This is a genomic window from Candidatus Pelagibacter bacterium nBUS_44 (assembly GCF_051200895.1).
Classification (GTDB): domain Bacteria; phylum Pseudomonadota; class Alphaproteobacteria; order Pelagibacterales; family Pelagibacteraceae; genus Pelagibacter.
On the sequence record NZ_CP172838.1, the window covers coordinates 685585 to 703020 of the forward strand.

Annotated in this window: 28 protein-coding genes; 26 read left to right on the forward strand and 2 right to left on the reverse strand. The window is 32.0% G+C overall.

Annotated features, from left to right (window positions below):
- Window positions 1-32: 32 nt before the first annotated feature.
- Together ACIJYB_RS03820 and ACIJYB_RS03825 are read right to left on the reverse strand one after the other, a co-directional pair.
- Entirely contained in the window at window positions 33-395 is a 363-nt protein-coding gene (locus tag ACIJYB_RS03820) for a hypothetical protein (RefSeq protein WP_435149933.1), read from the reverse strand.
- Window positions 392-1930, reverse strand: coding sequence for a hypothetical protein (locus ACIJYB_RS03825; protein WP_435149935.1), 1539 nt, complete (start codon window positions 1928-1930; stop codon window positions 392-394). Before ACIJYB_RS03825 ends, ACIJYB_RS03820 begins: the two co-directional genes overlap by 4 nt.
- Window positions 1931-2039: 109 nt before the next feature.
- On the opposite strand from ACIJYB_RS03825, the gene ACIJYB_RS03830 reads away from it, so the two are divergent.
- The 26 genes from ACIJYB_RS03830 to ACIJYB_RS03955 all read left to right on the forward strand — a co-directional run bounded on the left by ACIJYB_RS03830 (window position 2040) and on the right by ACIJYB_RS03955 (window position 17436).
- On the forward strand, window positions 2040-2543 hold the full coding sequence (locus ACIJYB_RS03830; RefSeq protein WP_435149936.1) for a hypothetical protein: 504 nt from the start codon (window positions 2040-2042) through the stop codon (window positions 2541-2543).
- Window positions 2515-3033 (forward strand): hypothetical protein, encoded by a 519-nt coding sequence (locus ACIJYB_RS03835; protein ID WP_435149938.1) that lies wholly within the window; start codon window positions 2515-2517, stop codon window positions 3031-3033. The genes ACIJYB_RS03830 and ACIJYB_RS03835 overlap by 29 nt, the downstream gene beginning before the upstream one ends.
- Window positions 3011-3472, forward strand: coding sequence for a DUF6362 family protein (locus tag ACIJYB_RS03840; protein ID WP_435149940.1), 462 nt, complete (start codon window positions 3011-3013; stop codon window positions 3470-3472). Before ACIJYB_RS03835 ends, ACIJYB_RS03840 begins: the two co-directional genes overlap by 23 nt.
- A 178-nt stretch (window positions 3473-3650) precedes the next feature.
- Window positions 3651-3866 (forward strand): HGGxSTG domain-containing protein, encoded by a 216-nt coding sequence (locus ACIJYB_RS03845; protein WP_435149941.1) that lies wholly within the window; start codon window positions 3651-3653, stop codon window positions 3864-3866.
- Window positions 3826-4257 carry a hypothetical protein gene (locus ACIJYB_RS03850; RefSeq protein ID WP_435149942.1) on the forward strand — a complete coding sequence of 144 codons (432 nt, stop codon included), beginning with the start codon at window positions 3826-3828 and terminating at the stop codon, window positions 4255-4257. Before ACIJYB_RS03845 ends, ACIJYB_RS03850 begins: the two co-directional genes overlap by 41 nt.
- A gap of 224 nt (window positions 4258-4481) precedes the next feature.
- Entirely contained in the window at window positions 4482-4670 is a 189-nt protein-coding gene (locus tag ACIJYB_RS03855; protein WP_435149944.1) for a hypothetical protein, read from the forward strand.
- Complete coding sequence (locus tag ACIJYB_RS03860; protein WP_435149945.1) at window positions 4670-5941, forward strand: terminase large subunit domain-containing protein; 1272 nt, start codon at window positions 4670-4672, stop codon at window positions 5939-5941. The genes ACIJYB_RS03855 and ACIJYB_RS03860 overlap by 1 nt, the downstream gene beginning before the upstream one ends.
- Before the next feature lies 1 nt (window position 5942).
- The gene (locus ACIJYB_RS03865) at window positions 5943-6170 is read left to right on the forward strand and encodes a hypothetical protein (RefSeq protein ID WP_435149946.1); all 228 of its coding nucleotides are present in this window, start codon (window positions 5943-5945) and stop codon (window positions 6168-6170) included.
- Window positions 6171-6344: a hypothetical protein gene (locus ACIJYB_RS03870; RefSeq protein WP_435149948.1), complete on the forward strand. Its 174-nt coding sequence runs from the start codon at window positions 6171-6173 to the stop codon at window positions 6342-6344.
- A 2-nt stretch (window positions 6345-6346) separates the two neighbouring features.
- Window positions 6347-6853, forward strand: a complete 507-nt coding sequence (locus ACIJYB_RS03875) for a hypothetical protein (RefSeq protein WP_435149949.1) — start codon at window positions 6347-6349, stop codon at window positions 6851-6853.
- Window positions 6854-6855: 2 nt separating this feature from the next.
- Window positions 6856-7008, forward strand: coding sequence for a hypothetical protein (locus ACIJYB_RS03880; RefSeq protein WP_435149950.1), 153 nt, complete (start codon window positions 6856-6858; stop codon window positions 7006-7008).
- The gene (locus tag ACIJYB_RS03885; RefSeq protein ID WP_435149952.1) at window positions 7008-8624 is read left to right on the forward strand and encodes a portal protein; all 1617 of its coding nucleotides are present in this window, start codon (window positions 7008-7010) and stop codon (window positions 8622-8624) included. The genes ACIJYB_RS03880 and ACIJYB_RS03885 overlap by 1 nt, the downstream gene beginning before the upstream one ends.
- Entirely contained in the window at window positions 8611-8832 is a 222-nt protein-coding gene (locus ACIJYB_RS03890) for a hypothetical protein (protein WP_435149953.1), read from the forward strand. Before ACIJYB_RS03885 ends, ACIJYB_RS03890 begins: the two co-directional genes overlap by 14 nt.
- Window positions 8833-8845: 13 nt before the next feature.
- Window positions 8846-9688, forward strand: a complete 843-nt coding sequence (locus tag ACIJYB_RS03895; protein ID WP_435149955.1) for a hypothetical protein — start codon at window positions 8846-8848, stop codon at window positions 9686-9688.
- The gene (locus ACIJYB_RS03900) at window positions 9681-9887 is read left to right on the forward strand and encodes a hypothetical protein (RefSeq protein WP_435149956.1); all 207 of its coding nucleotides are present in this window, start codon (window positions 9681-9683) and stop codon (window positions 9885-9887) included. Before ACIJYB_RS03895 ends, ACIJYB_RS03900 begins: the two co-directional genes overlap by 8 nt.
- 73 nt (window positions 9888-9960) lie before the next feature.
- The gene (locus tag ACIJYB_RS03905; RefSeq protein WP_435149958.1) at window positions 9961-10176 is read left to right on the forward strand and encodes a phage capsid protein; all 216 of its coding nucleotides are present in this window, start codon (window positions 9961-9963) and stop codon (window positions 10174-10176) included.
- 209 nt (window positions 10177-10385) lie between these two features.
- The gene (locus tag ACIJYB_RS03910; protein WP_435152520.1) at window positions 10386-11054 is read left to right on the forward strand and encodes a phage capsid protein; all 669 of its coding nucleotides are present in this window, start codon (window positions 10386-10388) and stop codon (window positions 11052-11054) included.
- A 19-nt stretch (window positions 11055-11073) separates the two neighbouring features.
- Window positions 11074-11517 carry a hypothetical protein gene (locus ACIJYB_RS03915; protein WP_435149959.1) on the forward strand — a complete coding sequence of 148 codons (444 nt, stop codon included), beginning with the start codon at window positions 11074-11076 and terminating at the stop codon, window positions 11515-11517.
- A 47-nt stretch (window positions 11518-11564) separates the two neighbouring features.
- Window positions 11565-11840 carry a DUF6321 domain-containing protein gene (locus tag ACIJYB_RS03920; RefSeq protein ID WP_435149961.1) on the forward strand — a complete coding sequence of 92 codons (276 nt, stop codon included), beginning with the start codon at window positions 11565-11567 and terminating at the stop codon, window positions 11838-11840.
- Window positions 11841-12059 carry a hypothetical protein gene (locus tag ACIJYB_RS03925; protein ID WP_435149963.1) on the forward strand — a complete coding sequence of 73 codons (219 nt, stop codon included), beginning with the start codon at window positions 11841-11843 and terminating at the stop codon, window positions 12057-12059. It begins immediately after the preceding gene.
- Window positions 12059-12637 carry a hypothetical protein gene (locus ACIJYB_RS03930; RefSeq protein WP_435149964.1) on the forward strand — a complete coding sequence of 193 codons (579 nt, stop codon included), beginning with the start codon at window positions 12059-12061 and terminating at the stop codon, window positions 12635-12637. Before ACIJYB_RS03925 ends, ACIJYB_RS03930 begins: the two co-directional genes overlap by 1 nt.
- Window positions 12637-12855, forward strand: coding sequence for a hypothetical protein (locus ACIJYB_RS03935; protein WP_435149966.1), 219 nt, complete (start codon window positions 12637-12639; stop codon window positions 12853-12855). The genes ACIJYB_RS03930 and ACIJYB_RS03935 overlap by 1 nt, the downstream gene beginning before the upstream one ends.
- Window positions 12837-14855 (forward strand): hypothetical protein, encoded by a 2019-nt coding sequence (locus ACIJYB_RS03940; protein WP_435149967.1) that lies wholly within the window; start codon window positions 12837-12839, stop codon window positions 14853-14855. Before ACIJYB_RS03935 ends, ACIJYB_RS03940 begins: the two co-directional genes overlap by 19 nt.
- Window positions 14848-15309 carry a hypothetical protein gene (locus ACIJYB_RS03945; protein ID WP_435149969.1) on the forward strand — a complete coding sequence of 154 codons (462 nt, stop codon included), beginning with the start codon at window positions 14848-14850 and terminating at the stop codon, window positions 15307-15309. Before ACIJYB_RS03940 ends, ACIJYB_RS03945 begins: the two co-directional genes overlap by 8 nt.
- Complete coding sequence (locus tag ACIJYB_RS03950; RefSeq protein ID WP_435149971.1) at window positions 15293-15763, forward strand: hypothetical protein; 471 nt, start codon at window positions 15293-15295, stop codon at window positions 15761-15763. Before ACIJYB_RS03945 ends, ACIJYB_RS03950 begins: the two co-directional genes overlap by 17 nt.
- Complete coding sequence (locus ACIJYB_RS03955) at window positions 15763-17436, forward strand: hypothetical protein (RefSeq protein ID WP_435149972.1); 1674 nt, start codon at window positions 15763-15765, stop codon at window positions 17434-17436. Before ACIJYB_RS03950 ends, ACIJYB_RS03955 begins: the two co-directional genes overlap by 1 nt.

Below are 17436 nucleotides of genomic sequence, written 5' to 3' on the forward strand. Positions count from 1 at the left end.
ATAGTCTCTAAACATAATACTACAAGTCAATCTTATGACTTTTGTCCAATTTTGTCGGAAGTGTTCTTTTTGTTGTGAGTGTTGGTAGTGTTGGGAGTTTTGTTCTCAAATTCAATTATATTATCTGCACCAAATACTGATTTAACAAATTTATCAGTAGTATCGTTTCTATATAAACAACCACAAAGACCAGTTCTTTTAACTTTTAAAATATCATCTTCGGTAATTGTTTTTCTATTTCTGAATTGATTAGATCTATTATAAGCAAGAAATTCTTTAGTCATTCCATCATTTTTATATTTTATATAAACGTCATGTTGGTTCATCCATTTTATTGGTCCATAACTTGTGTCGTATTTTGGAAATTTATCTGATTTTACTTTTCTTTTCTTCATGCTCTTTTTGGTGCGTAAAAATCGTCTTTTATATAATCAAACATTTTTTTCATTTTTTTATCTGTATCTTTATCGTTACTTTCAAAAGATTTTTCAGTAATTTTTCTTCTATATTGGTCAACTTTTAATCTTAATTCTCTTAAATCTTTATACATTTTTTCTAAAGATTTGCTTTTACCTCTTGTTGTAATATTTTTTCCAGAAAGTTTTTGATTTTCAATCCACCAATGCTGTTCAGCAATTTCTAATTTTTTTTCTAATTTTTGTAGCTCTTCGTTTTCGTTAATCTCTTTAAATTTAACATCAACTATTGGAGCAAACTTAACTTTATCAACAGCAACAAAAGCAATAATTGGTGTAATAAATTCTATTTCTGGATTATCTAAAATAGTTTCTTTATTTCTATAAGGATCAGCATTTAAAATTTTTGTTTGACCTCTAAAATTTTCATATATGCCAATGTAATAATTTGTATAAGGCTCATCCATAAAACCTTTTTCTTTAACACCAATAAAACAAACTTTGTTTTCACAATCAGTTTCTTTTTTATTTGAGTAATAATAGTATGCTATATGATCGTTATAAACTGAACTTGGCGATGTAATTTTAATAGCTTTTATTTCTCTAGCTTTAGAATAAAAATCTCTTGGACATAAAACATTTTCTGATTTTGTATAATCAATATCTACTTGACCATCTTTTTTAATTAAATCAGATCTTCCAGTTAAAGAAATTTTAATCGGTGGAAATAAAATATCTGCTGGATCACAATTAAAATAATGTGCATATCTTAATGCAGCTTTTCTATCAACATCTCTAGTACCTCTTACATGATGATAAACTGTTGAAATATCAAATCCTAAAGCTTTGCTTAATTGTGGAATTGATGTGTTTGTTTGAGCAATTCTTTGAGTAAGTATTTCTGCTGGAGTTAAATATTTATAAACTCCTTCATCAATTACATCTTTTGTTGCTGCTGATTTAAAAGCAAATGGATTTTGTTTTATTTCATCTTGTAAAAATTTTGGAATTTCAGCTTGTGTATCTTCTACTTCTTTTATTTTTTTTTGTAACTCTTCTTCTAAATCTTTTTGAATTTTATCAATTTTCTTTTTTAGCATTTCTTCTTTAGATATTAATTTACTCATCACTTCAGTTTCTTGATTTTCAATAAATTTTAATTTTGACATTGAATGCCAGTCAATAATATCTTGATGATAATTATCATCTGTATTTGCTAAAATTGCATCTAAAACTCTAGCTGGTGGACCATAAGCAATAAGTGTTATTGGCTCTTTATCTTTTCCATATTTATATGATGCTGATCCTATACATAAGTTGGCAATATTTTCACTTTGTGAAAGTAGTGATTTTTTTGGATCTGTAACTGATCTAAATGAAAAATCTATTTGACCAGTAAATTTTTTAATGCCTCTTCCAATTTCAAACTCTTCAATTCCAGTAGATTTGTATTCAAACCATTTTATGACAAAATTATTTGGATCTATATTTTTAGCTTTATCGCTTACAACCATGCCTAGTTATATAATCTTTGATTATAAGATTGCAAGTAATAATATAGGTAATTGTCCATAATTTGCATTTTAGTGTTGACTATCTATCTGGACAAATTAATGAGGTTTTATGGCTAGAAATGAGCAATATCCAGGAGTTTTAAAGACACCATACTCAATATGGCATAGAAACCAACATGACGGCATTGCATATAGTGATATTGATAAGATTTCACAATGTCCAGCATGTGGAAAAGCCTTATTTTTAGCGGATTTAATCTTTAATGCCAATAATCAGTATAAAACAAAGCCTTTTTATACAAAGCGGATCTATTTAGAAATTTCAACAGCTCTACAAATACCTTTTTTTGAGCTCTATTACACAACTGAAGGCAGAGCAGATAATGGTCCTTTAGAGAGCCTCTCTGTTCGAAGGATTGCTCCAACTAAAGGAGATCTACAACATATCAATTTAGATAAGTGGTTACAGTATTTGGAATTTAAGGTCCAGGAACACATCAAGGTTTGCCAATCAAAAGACTACCTACTCAAAAGAGTTACTGCAAATAACGAACACAACAAAAACTTCACCAGGAGGAATAACTATGTCAAACTTTTATCTATCAGATCCTAATATTCTAACAGCACCATTAACTGTCCAGGAATTTAAAATTTATAATTATCTTTGTAAAAATTATAATGTTCAAAAGCATACAGCTTATGTTCGACTTGTAGATATTGCTGGATTATTTCAATTACAAACAAAAGAAGTTGAAGAAATATTAATTAAGTTTTGCCAAATTAAAGTCAACGATTTGCCATTAATAAATATCACAAAAGAAAAATATACCACCTACTCTATGCCAAGCCATAAGAAATTTTTAGAACAAATAGGTTTCAAACAGAATAATCCTTACAAAGGTTTTAAAGCAATAAATGGTTATTTAAAACAGAAAGACAAACAAGAACAAGAAATAAAAATAAATCTTATTTATCCAAAATTGGACCGATACGAACTTCAAGATAAATTAAAAAGTTTGCCAATAGAAGAACTTAAAAAAATTAATCCTAAACAATTAAAATATGGTTGGATATTAAAAGATGTCATCAAAAATAGACCATGAGATAAATCAATATCTTTTTGTAAGAACTAATATAATTAATATTCTTGCAGATGCTGCTATCGCAGAAAGATTTATAAGAGCACCAAATAATAAAAGATGTCCTAGTATGTATCAAATGCTTGAGACTTATTATGATAAAAAAGACTGGGGTTATCATGCAGAGCCTAAATTAAAATTAAGAGGTACTCCAAAACAAATGCAAAATTATGATACAGCAATAGATTTACTTTTAATGATTGATACAGATATAGATAAGGATCCAGTATTGATGAGAAAGATTTCTTGGATGAGAGCTAACAGAAATAAATGGACTGTGATTGGAAAGTATTTTGGTATCAACAGAACAAGTGTAAAGAGAATGTATGATAGAGTATTGGATAAGCTATCAAATAAAATTATTACTCAAAGTGTTGACATACTAATCAAAAAGTTTAGTTAATTAACTTATCCTCAAACATTTTTTATAAAATAAATCACATAGGATAATAAATCATAAAATAATAATTGAATAGTTATCCTGGAGCTGTAAAATAATAGTAACTGCTTTCAAACAGAATAATAGAAGCTGTTGGAACTATTTTTTTTTCTCTTTTTTTTTCAATCAATAATTAGTAACAATGAAATTCAAACTGCCTTGTGAAACATTGACGAAACAAGGAAAGAGACCTTGTAGAGCTCCTGGAATAGTAATGAAGAATGGTAGAATACGATGCAAAGTGCATGGTGGTTATTCTACTGGACCAAAGACTAAAGAAGGCAAAGCAAGATCTGCCAATAATATTATTAAATATAATGACCAAAGAGCTAGTAATAAACGACAAATTAACGAATAAGATTTGTACAGAATTAATGAATGGCATTCCTCTTGCTAGACTTGCAAGACAAAAGGATATGCCAAGCTTAACCAGAATTTATAAAGAGATTACAAACAACAAATCCTTTCTTGAAAGAATAAACGAAGCTCGTCGTATTGGAGCACAAACTTATATAGAAAATGCAATGGATGAGTTGGAACATGCTGACAATCGAAACATAATGATTGTTAGAGAGAAGGTAGGATTAGCCAAGTGGTTAGCTTCTAAACTAATTCCAGTCTATGGAGACAGACAAGAAGTTAAGACTGATACAACGATTGAGATCAAGTGGAATACTAATGATAAGGATGTTGTTGATGTAACTCCGAATGATGTAGAGGTCGGTATTATAAAGGACAAACAAAGTTAGCTCTTGCGTCATGAGGTTTGGATATTAATAGTATCTTGCACCAATACTGCACCGCTGCTTAAATTTATTTAGTGATTACTTGCTAGAGTAATTGATTGTCCATCAATTATTAATGATTTCTCCAGGAAAAGCTTTTTAGTTTCCGCAGAAATAGACCACACCACAAAAATGGTACTGCGTATTTAATACATATAATCATCGGTAGAACAAACGCACACAAACACATGACCAAAAAGATTAAAGATAAATATAAAAACATATCTGCTTACAGCTTCACTACTTACAATAATGAATTAGTAGTTAGCTTTGATGGCTTTGAAGATCAAAAAGATATTATAGAATTTGCTGACTTTGTATTTGCAAGAATAAAGATGAGGTATTGGCATTCAGAGAGTGTTCCGACTTTTCACTAATGCAAGTTACAATTCCTTATACTCCAAGAAAGGCTCAAGCTTATATTCATGAGCAATTAGATAAGTTTCGTTATAGCTTGCTCTGTTGCCACAGGAGGTTTGGCAAAACTGTTTTGTGTATTAATCATTTAATCAAAGCAGCGATGACAAGTAAAAATCATCAACCAAGATATGCCTATATAGCTCCGACTTATAGCCAGGCAAAAAAGATAGCTTACGACTACCTAGTACATTTTACAAAAAATATACCTGGTATGAAATATAACCAAACAGAGTTAAGAGCTGATTTTATAAATGGTGCTAGGATTACTCTGTTGTCATCTGAAAATCCAGATAGCTTGAGAGGAATATATTTAGATGGATGTATTATTGATGAGACTGCACAAATTAATTCAGAGCTTATTAACGAAGTTATAACTCCAGCTCTTTCTGATAGGAAAGGTTTTATGTGTCTAGTAGGAACTCCTAAAGGTATGGCAAATCTGTTTTATGATTATTACCAAAAGGCTCAAGGAGATCCGAATTGGTTTCTGCATATAGCAAAAGCATCTGATACAAAGATTGTTGACCAGGATGAATTAGCAGCAGCTTTAGCTGTTATGGGTCCACAGAAATACGAACAAGAATTTGAATGTTCTTTTATCGGCAATATTCAAGGCTCTATTTATGGCGAAGCTATTGCCTCTTTGGAGGACAAAAAGCAGATAACTAGAGTGCCAGTAGATCCAAGCTATCCAGTTAATGTAGCCTGGGATCTTGGTTATAATGATGCAACAAGCTTAATATTTTTTCAGCAAATTGGACACATGATCCATATTGTTGATTGCTATGAAAATAACAATGAGGCTCTGCCTCACTATGCAACAGTTATAAAAGAAAAAGATTATGTAATCGGTCAAAACTATGGACCTCATGATTTAGAGCAACATGATTTTACAACTGGTAAAACCAGAAGAGAAGTTGCTTATCAAATGGGATTGCGTTTTAAAATTGCTGCAAGAATGCCTATTGAAGATGGGATCCATGCAGTAAAGATGTTGTTACCAAGATGTCTAATCGATGTCGATAACTGCTCAAAATTAATAAATGCTTTAAGGCATTATCATCGTAAGTTTTCTGACAAAGAAAGAACTTACAAAATAAAACCAGTCCATGATTGGAGCTCACATTTTTGTGATAGCTTACGAACTCTTGCGACTGGAATACAAGAAAATAAATTTAACCAAAACAAACGACAGCAAACTGCTGAAACTAATTACAAGGTACTTTAATATGGGATCAATATTTAAACCAAAAATTCCAGCTCCTCCTCCAATCGTTATGCCAGAGCCAGAAGAAGCTCCTAATTACGAAGATGAGGAAAGAGATGCTGCTGCAAAACAAGAGATGTTAGATGCTGAAAAAAGAAGAAAAGGCAGAAGATCTACTATCCTTACTGGAACTGGATTGAATGAAATTGAAGATGATAACATCGATAAGAAAACTTTATTAGGTGGATAGATGTTTGCAACAATAACTAAATTTTTTCAGAAGAATAAAAAAAAAGCAGAAGAAGCTTTAGACATTCCAGAGATTTTAATTTTAGAAGATATAAATCCAGAAAAAGAAGTTAAAGAAATTAATAAACAAAAAGAAACTAAAGATACAAAATCAACATTAACATTCGGTAAATAAATATGGGTGGACCTTCAAGTAATAGATCAGATGATAGCGGAGGCGGTGGAACTTATGCAGATCAATTAAAAGCTTCACAGAGAAAAAAAAAGATTGTTGATGTATTAACACCAGCACCAATTAAAATACTTAAAGCTATTACTAAAAGTTTTGATCCAAAAAGAAATAGAAAAAGTAAATCTGGGGATGTTTATGGTGCAGATGAGGCTAAAGAAAAAATTGATTACAAAGCTCCAAAAGATTTAAGAACTGGTAGAGATAATGATAACAATAATCAACCAAATCAAAAATCTATTGAACAACCAAAAGTAGCTTCACAAATGGATAACTCTGAAGTGAAGTCTGATTTAATTACAGCTGACAAGACAGCACCAACAGATATTGAGATGACTGATGATGAATTACTCTTAAAAAGAAAAAGAGGAAGAAAAACTAAAACAGTTTTAACTTCAGTTACTGGCGACACATCTAAAGCAACATTAAGTAAAAAGACTTTATTAGGAGGTTAATTATGAGCTTATACAGAAATATAAATAAAAGAAAAAAGGCTGGTACTTCAAGATCTAAAAAGAAATCAACTATATCAGCTAAAGCTTACAAAAATATGAAAGCTGGTTTTCCAAATAGCAAAAAGAATAAAGCTAAAAGAAAAAAGAAAAGATAATGCAATCACAAGAATTTAAAACTTTGGCTAAACAGCTCAAAGACAACCTATCTAGGTTAATGGAAAAAAGATCTAACTTTGAAAGCCATTGGCAAGAAGTAGCAGATCTTATGTTACCTAGAAAAGCAGAGATCACAAAAGAACGAGCAAGAGGCGATAAACGACATACACAAATATTTGATGCAACGGCTATACATGCTCTTGAACTTTTGGCTGCATCTCTGCATGGGATGTTAACTTCATCTGCGAATAGATGGTTTTCATTAAGATTTAAAGAAACTCAATTAAACGAAAGTGATGAAGCGAAAGAGTGGTTAGAAGATAGTACACAAAGAATGTACGATGTAATTTCTAAATCAAACTTTCAACAAGAAATATTTGAATGTTATCATGATCTGATTGCCTTTGGCACATCATGTTTAATGATTGAAGAAGATCAAGAAGATGTATTGAATTTTTCTGCAAGACACATTAAAGAAGTTTATATCCAGGAAAACAAAAAAGGTTTTGTCGATACACTATACAGAAGATTTAAGATGCCAGCTCAAGCTGTTATATCTAAATTTGGATTTGAAAATGTATCAAGAGAAGTTCAAAACACAGCAAACAAAAATCCATTTGATGATATAGATTTAGTTCATGTTGTTAGACCAAGATTAGATTTTGATCCTAATAAAAAAGATAAAAAGAATATGCCATTTCAAAGTATTTATTTTGAATATGGTAGTGGTCATATAATTTCATTAGGTGGTTTTTTAGAAAATCCTTATGTCATTCCAAGATACTTAAAAGCTTCTACTGAACAGTATGGAAGAAGTCCTGGAATGAATGCTTTGGCAGATGTAAAAGTTTTAAATAAGATGGTAGAAAATAGTTTAAAGGCTGCCGCAAAACAAATCGATCCTCCTCTACTCATTCCAGATGATGGTATGTTAGCTCCTATTAGAATGTCTCCAGGCTCTATTAATTATTATAGAAGTGGATCAAGAGATCGAATTGAGCCATTAAATATTAATGCTAATAATACAATTACTATTAATAACGAAAATCAAAGAAGAGATGCTATCAATAAGATGTTTCATATCGATCAGTTAGTTGTAACTGAAAATAGAAACATGACAGCGACTGAAGTAATTCAAAGACAAGAAGAGAAGATGAGAATACTTGGTCCAGTATTAGGTAGATTACAATCTGAATTACTATCTCCATTAATAACTAGAGTATTTAATATTCTTTTAAGAAATGGATTGTTTATGCAGTCTCCAGATATTCTTATGCAACAAGAATTAAAAATAGAATTTGTATCTCCAATGGCATTAGCTCAAAGAGGACAAGAACTACAATCTTTAATGAGAGGATTAGAAATCTTTGGATCACTTGCTCAAACAATGCCAGTTATGGATTACATAGATGAGAATGGATTGGTTAAGAACATAATTGATATTTTAGGATTACCAGCAAAAGTTATTAAATCAGATGCTGAAGTAGAAGAAATTAGAACTGAAAGAGCCGAACAACAAGCTCAACAAATGGAAATGCAACAACAAATGGCTGAAACTGAAATGGCTAAAAATGCAGCACCATTAGCAAAAGTAGTTCAAGATGGATCACAATAAAGAATTAGAAAAAAAAATTAAACAGCTCCGAGAAGATTACAAAACAGTTTTTGGATCAGATCAAGGCAAAAGAGTTTTAGAGGACATCTCAATAAGATGTCATGAGAGTACGACTACTTTCTCAAAAGATAACAGTCATGAGACCGCTTTTTTAGAAGGACAAAGATCAATGCTCCTTTTTATCAAAGCAATTCTAAAATCAAAATAACCAATAGGTATATATGGAAAATCAGACAACTGCTCCTTTAGAGCAATCTGAACAATCGACAGAAGTTGTTCAGAATGAAACTGTAACAACTGAAGTTGCAGAAAACCAGGAAACAAATTTTAAAGATTTAATTCCTGAAGGTTTCAAAGAAGAAAAATCTTTGGACAATTTTAATAACATGGAAGATTTTGTAAAAAGTTATCTCCATGCACAAAAGTTAGTTGGAGCTGACAAAATTCCAGTTCCAAATAAACATTCAACCGATGAGGATTGGCATGAAGTATTTAAAAGACTGGGTGCTCCAGAAACTCCAGAAGATTACAAATATAATCTCAAGGATGTGGAATTGGATCAAAACCAAGTTCAAGAATTTAATAAAGAAGCTCACAAGTTAGGATTACTTCCTAGACAAGCTGAAAGCTTAATTAAATTTTATAATGAGATGAATAGCAATAATGCTGCATCTCAAGAAGAAGCTGCTGCTCAAGCTCAACTTGTTACAGAGACTGAACTTAAAAAAGAGTTTGGACCTCAATTTAATAAGAGACTTGACCAGGCTAAAAAGCTTGCAGTTAATTCTTTAGGATCAGAGTTTTTAGAAAATACTTATCTTAAAGATGGATCAAGACTTGGAGACAATATTAAAGTCATTAAAGCTTTTTCTGAACTAGCTGACAAATTATCTGAAGATGAAATCATCAAAGGCGATGGATCTGAATATATGACAGCTAAAGACATCGAAAAAGAAATTAACGAACTAACTCAAGAAGGATCTGCTTATTGGAGCAAAACGCATCCAAATCATCAAAAGGCAGTTCAAGAAGTATTGAAATTGAGAGAGATGTTAAATGGCTAATGAAAAATTTGAGCCAGGCGAAATAATAACAGACACAGAAGTTAGACTTGAATGTTTAAGACTAGCAACTGAATTTGGTCCAGAGAATGATCGAAGAGATCCTCTGCCAATAGCTGAAAATTATTTTGACTGGGTTAAGCAAACTTCAAAGCGACAATCTGAAAAGACCGCCAAGAAAAAAGACAAAGTGAAGTCTTAAAATTTACAGATACGACCTCCTATCGGAGACAATCAAGTCGATAAAATCAACCACAACATAAGGAGGTTTGACAATGTCAAATCAAATTACTACAGCTTTTGTACAGCAGTATTCAAACAATGTACAAATGCTATCACAACAAAAAGGCTCACTTTTGAGATCTGCTGTTGATGTTGAAACTGTTGTTGGCAAAAACGCATTTTTCGACCAAGTCGGAAGTGCTCTTGCAGTTAAAAGAACTACAAGACATGCTGACACTCCACAGATGGATAAAATAATTGTTCATTAAAAATTCGGTGAATTGCTGGGAACTCCTATTAGGACAATCAGCAGCCTAGCTAAATAATTTAAAAGGTATTTAGAAGGTTCAGAGACTAGAAGTTGACGAAAGAATAATACTTCCAAGAGTGCCGAACACTATTTAATAGTGAAGATATAGTCCGAGCTGCATAGTAATATGTAGAAGTAAAATAATTAAAAAATTTACAAAGAACAAAACTGACACCACATGCAAGACGAAGAGTTAGTCTTGTGGATTATGAATATGCCGATCTTATCGATAACCAAGATAAGCTGAGAACATTGATTGATCCCACATCGGCTTATGCCTCTGCCGCAGCATACGCATTAGGTAGAGCTCAAGACGATGAAATCATCGCTGCGTTATCTGGAACAGCTTATACTGGAGAGACTGGCTCAACAGCTACTGCTCTTCCATCAAGCCAAAAGATAACTGAAAGTGGTACTGCTGGTTTAACTATTGCAAAATTAAGAAGTGCAAAAGAACTTCTTGATGCTGCATCTGTTGATCCATCAATTACTAGATACATTGCAGTTGGTCCAAGACAAATTACTGATTTGTTAGGAACTACTGAAGTTACATCTAGTGATTTCAACTCTGTAAAAGCTTTAGCGAATGGAGAAGTTAATTCATTCCTTGGCTTCAATTTTATCGTGTCTAACAGACTTGACATCGCATCATCTAAAAGACTTTGCCTAGTTTGGGCTCAAGATGGATGTAAGATGGCTATTGGTCAAGATTTGATGACTAGAATTGATGAGAGATCTGACAAAGGTTATGCTCATCAAGTTTATGTGTGTCAGAGTATCGGATCAACAAGAATGGAAGAAGATAAAGTTGTAACAATCCAAGCTCATGAAGCTTAATCAATAGGAGATATATATTATGTCAAGCGTTAAAGGTGTAAATTACACAAACATAACTGCTGATCCTATTGTAAAAGTGGACAGCGAAGTTCTTGGTGGAAAGATGAGAGTTTCATACGATAGTTATGAAGCTTCAAGTCTTGCATCTGGATCAGATATAACGATTGGTAGAATACCAACTAACGCAACTATAATGGATGTTGTTCTAAAGTGTGATGCTTTAGGCGGATCTTCAACTTTAACAGTTGGAGACAGCGGAGACGCTGACAGATATTTAGCTGCGGTAGGTACATGGAATGCTGCTGGTCAAACACAATCAATGTTAGGTGGCTCTACTGCTGCTAATACTGCGATGACTGGTCTAGGTTACAGAACAACTGCGGAAACTGATATTGTAATTACAACTGGTGGAGCAACTATAAGTGGCTCTATTCATTGTTGGGTTATGTACACAGTTGAGTAGTCAATAATCATTTTGCTTGGCGGAGAAATCCGCCAGGCATTAGTCAAATGGCAAGAGCAATTTCAAAAAATAAAAAAAATTACAGACCTACTAAAAAAGGTGCTGGAATGACAAAGGCTGGAGTGAAAGCTTATCGAAGAGCTAATCCAGGATCAAAATTAAAAACCGCAGTTACTGGTAAAGTTAAAAAAGGATCAAAGGCTGCGAAAAGAAGAAAATCATATTGTGCAAGATCTTTAGGACAACTGAAGAGATCTTCTGCAAAAACTAAAAATAATCCAAACTCAAGGATCAGACAAGCAAGACGAAGATGGAAATGTTAAATGAAATACCTTTTGATTTTATATGTGTGTAGTTACGCAACAGAAGCTCCAAAATGTAATAATCAAAGTATTACTGGATCTTTTGATAATTGGTCCACATGTATAAACCAAGGTTACAAGCAATCACATTTTTTATTAAACGAACTTTACAAAGAAGATTTCGAAGATGAGAAGCTAGCAATTAGATTTTCATGTGAGGAACAAGGAGAAAAAACATAATGGCAAGTGCAGTAGATATAGCAAATTCAGCTCTTAACTTATTAGGTGCATCAACAATTTCAGCATTCACAGATGATAGTAAGAATGCAAGATTAATTAATCAAAGATATGAGCCAGTAAGAAATAGAGTATTTAGATCTCATGCCTGGAATTGCTTACACAAAAGAGTTCAATTAGCTCAAAACAGTACAGCTCCAGTTATAGAATATACTTATGCTTATGCTCTTCCTTCAGATTGTTTAAGAGTTTTAAAAGTACACAATGGAACAACAGACAGTATTGCTTCTGCTATTGATTATAAATTAGAAGGTAGAAATATTGTTACCGATGAAGGAACAATTTATTTAATTTATATAGCATTAGATACTGATCCAAATAATTACGATACTTATTTACAAGAAAGTATCTCTCATCAACTTGCTGCTGATTTAGCTTATGCTGTAACAAACAATGCAACTCTAGCAGAAAAATATATGACTAGAGCAGATGAAAGATTAAGAGAAGCAAGATTTATAGACGCAACTGAAAACTCATTAGGAACTATTGAAAGCTCTGAATTTACAGATGCTAGATTATAATGTCCAAATCATCATTTGATCCAAGACTATTAGAAAAATATTCTGAACCTAAATCACTTCTTCATTTTCAATGGGGAGATGATGAGAAAGTTTATCGATACGCATTAGTAGAAATTATTAATGAGGATGAAATAGATCCAACGACTAAATGTAAAAGAGAAGAACAAGGTTTAACTCAACAAGAAATTTTTAGAAAAATATGCCAAGAACAACATTAGCTTTAACATCTTTTGTATCTGGAGAGTTTTCTCCTAAAATGGATGGAAGAACAGATTTTGAAAAGTATAGCTCTGGTGCAAAAACTTTAGAAAATTTTTTAGTACATCCTCAAGGTGCTGCTACAAGAAGAGTTGGAACTCAATATATTGCAGAAGTAAAATCAAGTGCTGCTAAAACTAGATTAATACCTTTTGAATTTTCAACTACTCAAACTTATATTTTAGAATTTGGAAATACTTATATTAGATTTTACAAAGACAAAGGACAGATATTATCTAGTGGATCTGCTTATGAAATATCTTCTCCTTATTTAACAGCAGAATTGTTTGACATAAAATTTGCTCAATCAGCAGATGTTATGTACATCACACATCCAAATCATGAAGTGATGAAGTTATCAAGAACTGGTCATACATCTTGGACATTAGCAGAAGTAGAATTTACTGATGGACCTTATCTTGCAAACAATTCTACAGCGACTACTTTAACACCAGCCTCTGCTGGAGTTGCATCTGGAGTTAATATTACTGCTTCTGCGGTTACTGGAATAAATGGTGGAGCTGGATTTCAAACAACTGATGTTGGAAGAATAATATCTTTCAATTCTGGTAAAGCTAAAATTACATCAAGATCCAGTACGACAGTTGTTGTTTGTACAATTACAACTGCTTTTGCTAGCACAGCTGCTACCGCTGCATTTAACCTGGGAGCGTTTTCAGATACGACTGGACATCCTTCTTGTGTATCATTCTTTGAACAAAGATTAGTATTTGCTGGAACGACAGATGAGCCACAAACTTTATTTTTCTCTAAAGCTGGAGATTACGAAAACATGACTACTGGCACAAATGCCGATGATGCTATGGTTTATACTATTGCATCTAATCAAGTTAATGCGATTAGATATATGAAAGCTGTAAGAACTTTAGTGGTTGGTACTACTGGAGGAGAATTTACAGTATCAGCAGATGGAACAGATGCAAGTATAACTCCAGTTAATATTACCATTAAAAGACAAAGCTCTTTTGGATCAGCTAATGTTGATGCTATTCCAGCTGGTAACGCAATCTTGTTTTTACAAAAAGCAAAAAGAAAAATTAGAGAATTACAATACAACTTTGATAGTGATGGTTATCAAGCTCCAGACTTAACTATTCTAAATGAAACAGTTACAGATACTGGAATTAATGAAATGTCATATCAACAAGAGCCAGGTAGTAATATTTGGTGTGTTAGAGACGATGGAGTTCTAGCTTGCTTAACTTATCAAAGATCAGAGAATGTAATTGCCTGGTCAAGACATATATTCGGTGGAGTATTTGGAAGTGGCAATGCGGTATGTGAAAGTGTTGCAAGTATTTCTGGAACACTTACAGAAGATGAAGTTTGGGTTATTGTTAAAAGAACAATTAATGGTGCAACTAAAAGATTTGTAGAATGTTTTTCTGATTTTGATTTTGATGAAACATCTGCAACAAGTTTTAAATTTTTAGATAGCCACCTCTCCTACTCTGGATCAGCTACAACAACATTAAGTGGTTTATCACATTTAGAAGGTCAAACAGTTTCAATATTGGCTGATGGTGCTACTCATGCAAATAAAACTGTAAGCTCTGGTGCAATAACTTTAGATCGATCAGTTACTTCAGCATGTGTTGGATTAGCTTATGATAGTATTTTACAAACAATGAGAATTGAAGGTGGAGCTGCTGAAGGTACATCTCAAGGTAAAACAAAAAGAATTTCAAAAGTTATTTTAAGATTATTTGAAACAGTTGGTGTAAAAGTTGGACCATCTTTATCAAATCTAGAATTAATTCCTTTTAGAACAACCTCATCTTTATTAAGTAATCCAGTTGATACATTACTTTCTGGAGACAAAGAAATTGAATTTAACGATGACTACAATTCGGATGGCTTTATATTTATTAAACAAGATCAGCCTCTTCCTTGTTCAATATTAGCAATCTATCCAACTCTAGTTACATCGGATGGCTAATTTTAAAATAGTTCCTTACGAAAGACATCATGGCGATGAGATGGTTGAGTTTGGATTAAACCATAAATTAATGGATATTGATGCGAGTTACACAGAGACTAGAATTGATACTAAAGTGTTTGGTCTTTCATTCACTTTATTGGCTGACAATAATCCTATCCTGGCTGGTGGCATTATTCCTTTGTGGGATGGAGTTGCTGAAGGTTGGGTTATGGCAAGTAAAGGAGTTCATAATTACAAAATTAAAGCAGCTTCTGCGGTCAAGAGAAGATTAGATTATCTCTGTAAGAACAACGAAGTTTGGAGATTGCAAACAGCAGTCAAAGAAGAATTTATAACTGGTGTTCGGTTTGCCGAATGGCTTGGTTTAAAAAATGAAGGTTTGATGACCAGGTATGGTCCAGACCAAACTAACTATTATAGGATGGCAAAGATATATGAGTTTCATAGGTAATTTAGCTGCTGCAAGTGGTGCAAAAGCAATCGGTAAATACAATGCAAGTGTTGCTTACGAAGAAGCATTATACGAAAGAAAAAAAGCAGCTGTAAAACAAAAAGTATATGAAACAGTTGAGAAGCCAAGATTACTAGATCAACAAGATCAACAGTTTTCAAATTTCTTTGTTCAGTCTTTAAGATCTGGTGCAGAGATGAGAGAAGGAACAACTCCAATGTTTGTTGCTATTAAAAATAAACAGTTACAATCTTTTGATGTAGCGATAGCAGATTATAATTCTAAAGTTGCTGTAACCGATATGATTAATCAATCTCTATTAATTCAAGCTAGAGGTAGAGGCGAAGAGTTTAAAGGTAAGATGACAGCTAACACAGAATACATGAAAGCTGCTGGAAGCTTACTTACTATGGGATCTAAATCTCAACAAGCTGGAAGATTGGTTATCATATAATGGCAAAGTTAGAAATATTTAATAGTAAAGCAAATATAAAAGATAGTAATACTCCAAGAACTTCTGCTCTTGCATTACCATTTTCTTTAGCAACTCAAAGAGGTGCTGCTATAACAGATGTTGCAAAGTCAATCGCATCTATTCAAAAAGATATGTATGCTATTGAAGATACCAATAATTATAATAAAGCATTACCAGCTTTATCTTTAGAAATAGATAAAAAATATTCTAAATATAAAGAAAGCAGAGATACAAATGCTCCTAATAAATTAATTAAAGATTTAGAGCCAAGTAATTTTAAAAGTTTTTTAAATGGTCAAAGTGTTCCAGTACAAAGATTATTAAAAAGCAAGCTTGCAGAAAAAGCTTCTTTATTAGTTCCAAAATTAAATAGTCAAATTGTTGAAAATAATATTGAGGATTTTACATTATCATTAGGAACTGCTTTTGATACAGCAATTAGTCAAATGATTAGTAAGGACCAAGGAGAGATGGCTATTGGTACTATTGCTTTTGGAAAATTAATAAATAATAAAGCTGCTGCTGGTTATATTGGTCAAAAAGAATTTGAAACATTAGTTGAAGCTAAAACTAAAATTAAAAACAATTTATTATTAAATGTTAATCTTCAGATTAATCCAAAAGAAATTATAGAAAACCAGGAAGCTTTAATTGAAGCTGTTGGACCAGATGCTGCTAAAGAATATTTATTTAAAGCAAAGACAGCTCTTGTTTCTAAAAGAGTTGATAAAGAGAATAAAGAAAGATTACAAGATCTCCAAGATCAAGAAACTCAAATTGGTGCATTTACAGAAGTTTTATTAAGAATTGATAATTTTCAAAAAAATAAAACAGATACTAATTCTAAAAATGAAATGCCTACTATTAATGAAGTTTATCAAATGTATGAAAATGGCATTATTAATGAAGCTATGTTTGTTAAGATTTCAGATTTCATAACTGAAGATGCTCAAGATGGAATGACTGATAATGAATTGTTTATGGCAATTACTACTCAAATTCATTCAGCAACAACAATTCAGCAATTAGACGATATTAAGAAGTCATACATAACAGATAATAATTTTCTTAAAAATATGGCTATGACTGATATTAATCAATTTAATGCTTTGATTGATAAATCTAAATCAGATTTTGAAAGTCATAGAGATTACAAGTTTTATTCAAAATTAATTAATGCAAATATAAGAAACATCTCAACTGTCAAAGGTGCTAAAGGTCAAGCTCTTTCAGCAGCGATTGCTAATAAAGAACAATTTATTTTACAAAGTTATAATGCAAAAGTTTTAGATGGTATGTCTCCAGAGAATGCTTACTTATCAGTTCTTGAAGAAGATTTTAACGAGGATCATATTCCAACTTTAAATACATTACCTTTTCCAGTTAAAGGTGTTAAATGGGATACTGCATTAGCAGACACTTCTTATTTTGATAATGTTGCAAAACAAGTTTTAGAAAGATTTGAAAATTCAAACAAATCATCTTTCGATGCTAAAAAATTAATTGACGATTTAGATCAAATAAATTTTGTAAGAGATGTTCTTACAATCAGAATGAGTGTTGCTCCAGGTGCAGACAATACAGAAAAATTTACCTGGGCTACAAAAGATGGAGCTCATACAAGTAAATTTAAAATAAAGGATGTTGATTAG

Bases quoted from the DNA above. Each gene is read 5' to 3' on its own strand.
- ACIJYB_RS03820 (WP_435149933.1), bottom strand. From the start codon at position 395: ATGAAGAAAAGAAAAGTAAAATCAGATAAATTTCCAAAATACGACACA.
- ACIJYB_RS03825 (WP_435149935.1), bottom strand. From the start codon at position 1,930: ATGGTTGTAAGCGATAAAGCTAAAAATATAGATCCAAATAATTTTGTC.
- ACIJYB_RS03830 (WP_435149936.1), top strand. From the start codon at position 2,040: ATGGCTAGAAATGAGCAATATCCAGGAGTTTTAAAGACACCATACTCA.
- ACIJYB_RS03835 (WP_435149938.1), top strand. From the start codon at position 2,515: ATGTCAAACTTTTATCTATCAGATCCTAATATTCTAACAGCACCATTA.
- ACIJYB_RS03840 (WP_435149940.1), top strand. From the start codon at position 3,011: ATGTCATCAAAAATAGACCATGAGATAAATCAATATCTTTTTGTAAGA.
- ACIJYB_RS03845 (WP_435149941.1), top strand. From the start codon at position 3,651: ATGAAATTCAAACTGCCTTGTGAAACATTGACGAAACAAGGAAAGAGA.
- ACIJYB_RS03850 (WP_435149942.1), top strand. From the start codon at position 3,826: ATGACCAAAGAGCTAGTAATAAACGACAAATTAACGAATAAGATTTGT.
- ACIJYB_RS03855 (WP_435149944.1), top strand. From the start codon at position 4,482: ATGACCAAAAAGATTAAAGATAAATATAAAAACATATCTGCTTACAGC.
- ACIJYB_RS03860 (WP_435149945.1), top strand. From the start codon at position 4,670: ATGCAAGTTACAATTCCTTATACTCCAAGAAAGGCTCAAGCTTATATT.
- ACIJYB_RS03865 (WP_435149946.1), top strand. From the start codon at position 5,943: ATGGGATCAATATTTAAACCAAAAATTCCAGCTCCTCCTCCAATCGTT.
- ACIJYB_RS03870 (WP_435149948.1), top strand. From the start codon at position 6,171: ATGTTTGCAACAATAACTAAATTTTTTCAGAAGAATAAAAAAAAAGCA.
- ACIJYB_RS03875 (WP_435149949.1), top strand. From the start codon at position 6,347: ATGGGTGGACCTTCAAGTAATAGATCAGATGATAGCGGAGGCGGTGGA.
- ACIJYB_RS03880 (WP_435149950.1), top strand. From the start codon at position 6,856: ATGAGCTTATACAGAAATATAAATAAAAGAAAAAAGGCTGGTACTTCA.
- ACIJYB_RS03885 (WP_435149952.1), top strand. From the start codon at position 7,008: ATGCAATCACAAGAATTTAAAACTTTGGCTAAACAGCTCAAAGACAAC.
- ACIJYB_RS03890 (WP_435149953.1), top strand. From the start codon at position 8,611: ATGGATCACAATAAAGAATTAGAAAAAAAAATTAAACAGCTCCGAGAA.
- ACIJYB_RS03895 (WP_435149955.1), top strand. From the start codon at position 8,846: ATGGAAAATCAGACAACTGCTCCTTTAGAGCAATCTGAACAATCGACA.
- ACIJYB_RS03900 (WP_435149956.1), top strand. From the start codon at position 9,681: ATGGCTAATGAAAAATTTGAGCCAGGCGAAATAATAACAGACACAGAA.
- ACIJYB_RS03905 (WP_435149958.1), top strand. From the start codon at position 9,961: ATGTCAAATCAAATTACTACAGCTTTTGTACAGCAGTATTCAAACAAT.
- ACIJYB_RS03915 (WP_435149959.1), top strand. From the start codon at position 11,074: ATGTCAAGCGTTAAAGGTGTAAATTACACAAACATAACTGCTGATCCT.
- ACIJYB_RS03920 (WP_435149961.1), top strand. From the start codon at position 11,565: ATGGCAAGAGCAATTTCAAAAAATAAAAAAAATTACAGACCTACTAAA.
- ACIJYB_RS03925 (WP_435149963.1), top strand. From the start codon at position 11,841: ATGAAATACCTTTTGATTTTATATGTGTGTAGTTACGCAACAGAAGCT.
- ACIJYB_RS03930 (WP_435149964.1), top strand. From the start codon at position 12,059: ATGGCAAGTGCAGTAGATATAGCAAATTCAGCTCTTAACTTATTAGGT.
- ACIJYB_RS03935 (WP_435149966.1), top strand. From the start codon at position 12,637: ATGTCCAAATCATCATTTGATCCAAGACTATTAGAAAAATATTCTGAA.
- ACIJYB_RS03940 (WP_435149967.1), top strand. From the start codon at position 12,837: ATGCCAAGAACAACATTAGCTTTAACATCTTTTGTATCTGGAGAGTTT.
- ACIJYB_RS03945 (WP_435149969.1), top strand. From the start codon at position 14,848: ATGGCTAATTTTAAAATAGTTCCTTACGAAAGACATCATGGCGATGAG.
- ACIJYB_RS03950 (WP_435149971.1), top strand. From the start codon at position 15,293: ATGAGTTTCATAGGTAATTTAGCTGCTGCAAGTGGTGCAAAAGCAATC.
- ACIJYB_RS03955 (WP_435149972.1), top strand. From the start codon at position 15,763: ATGGCAAAGTTAGAAATATTTAATAGTAAAGCAAATATAAAAGATAGT.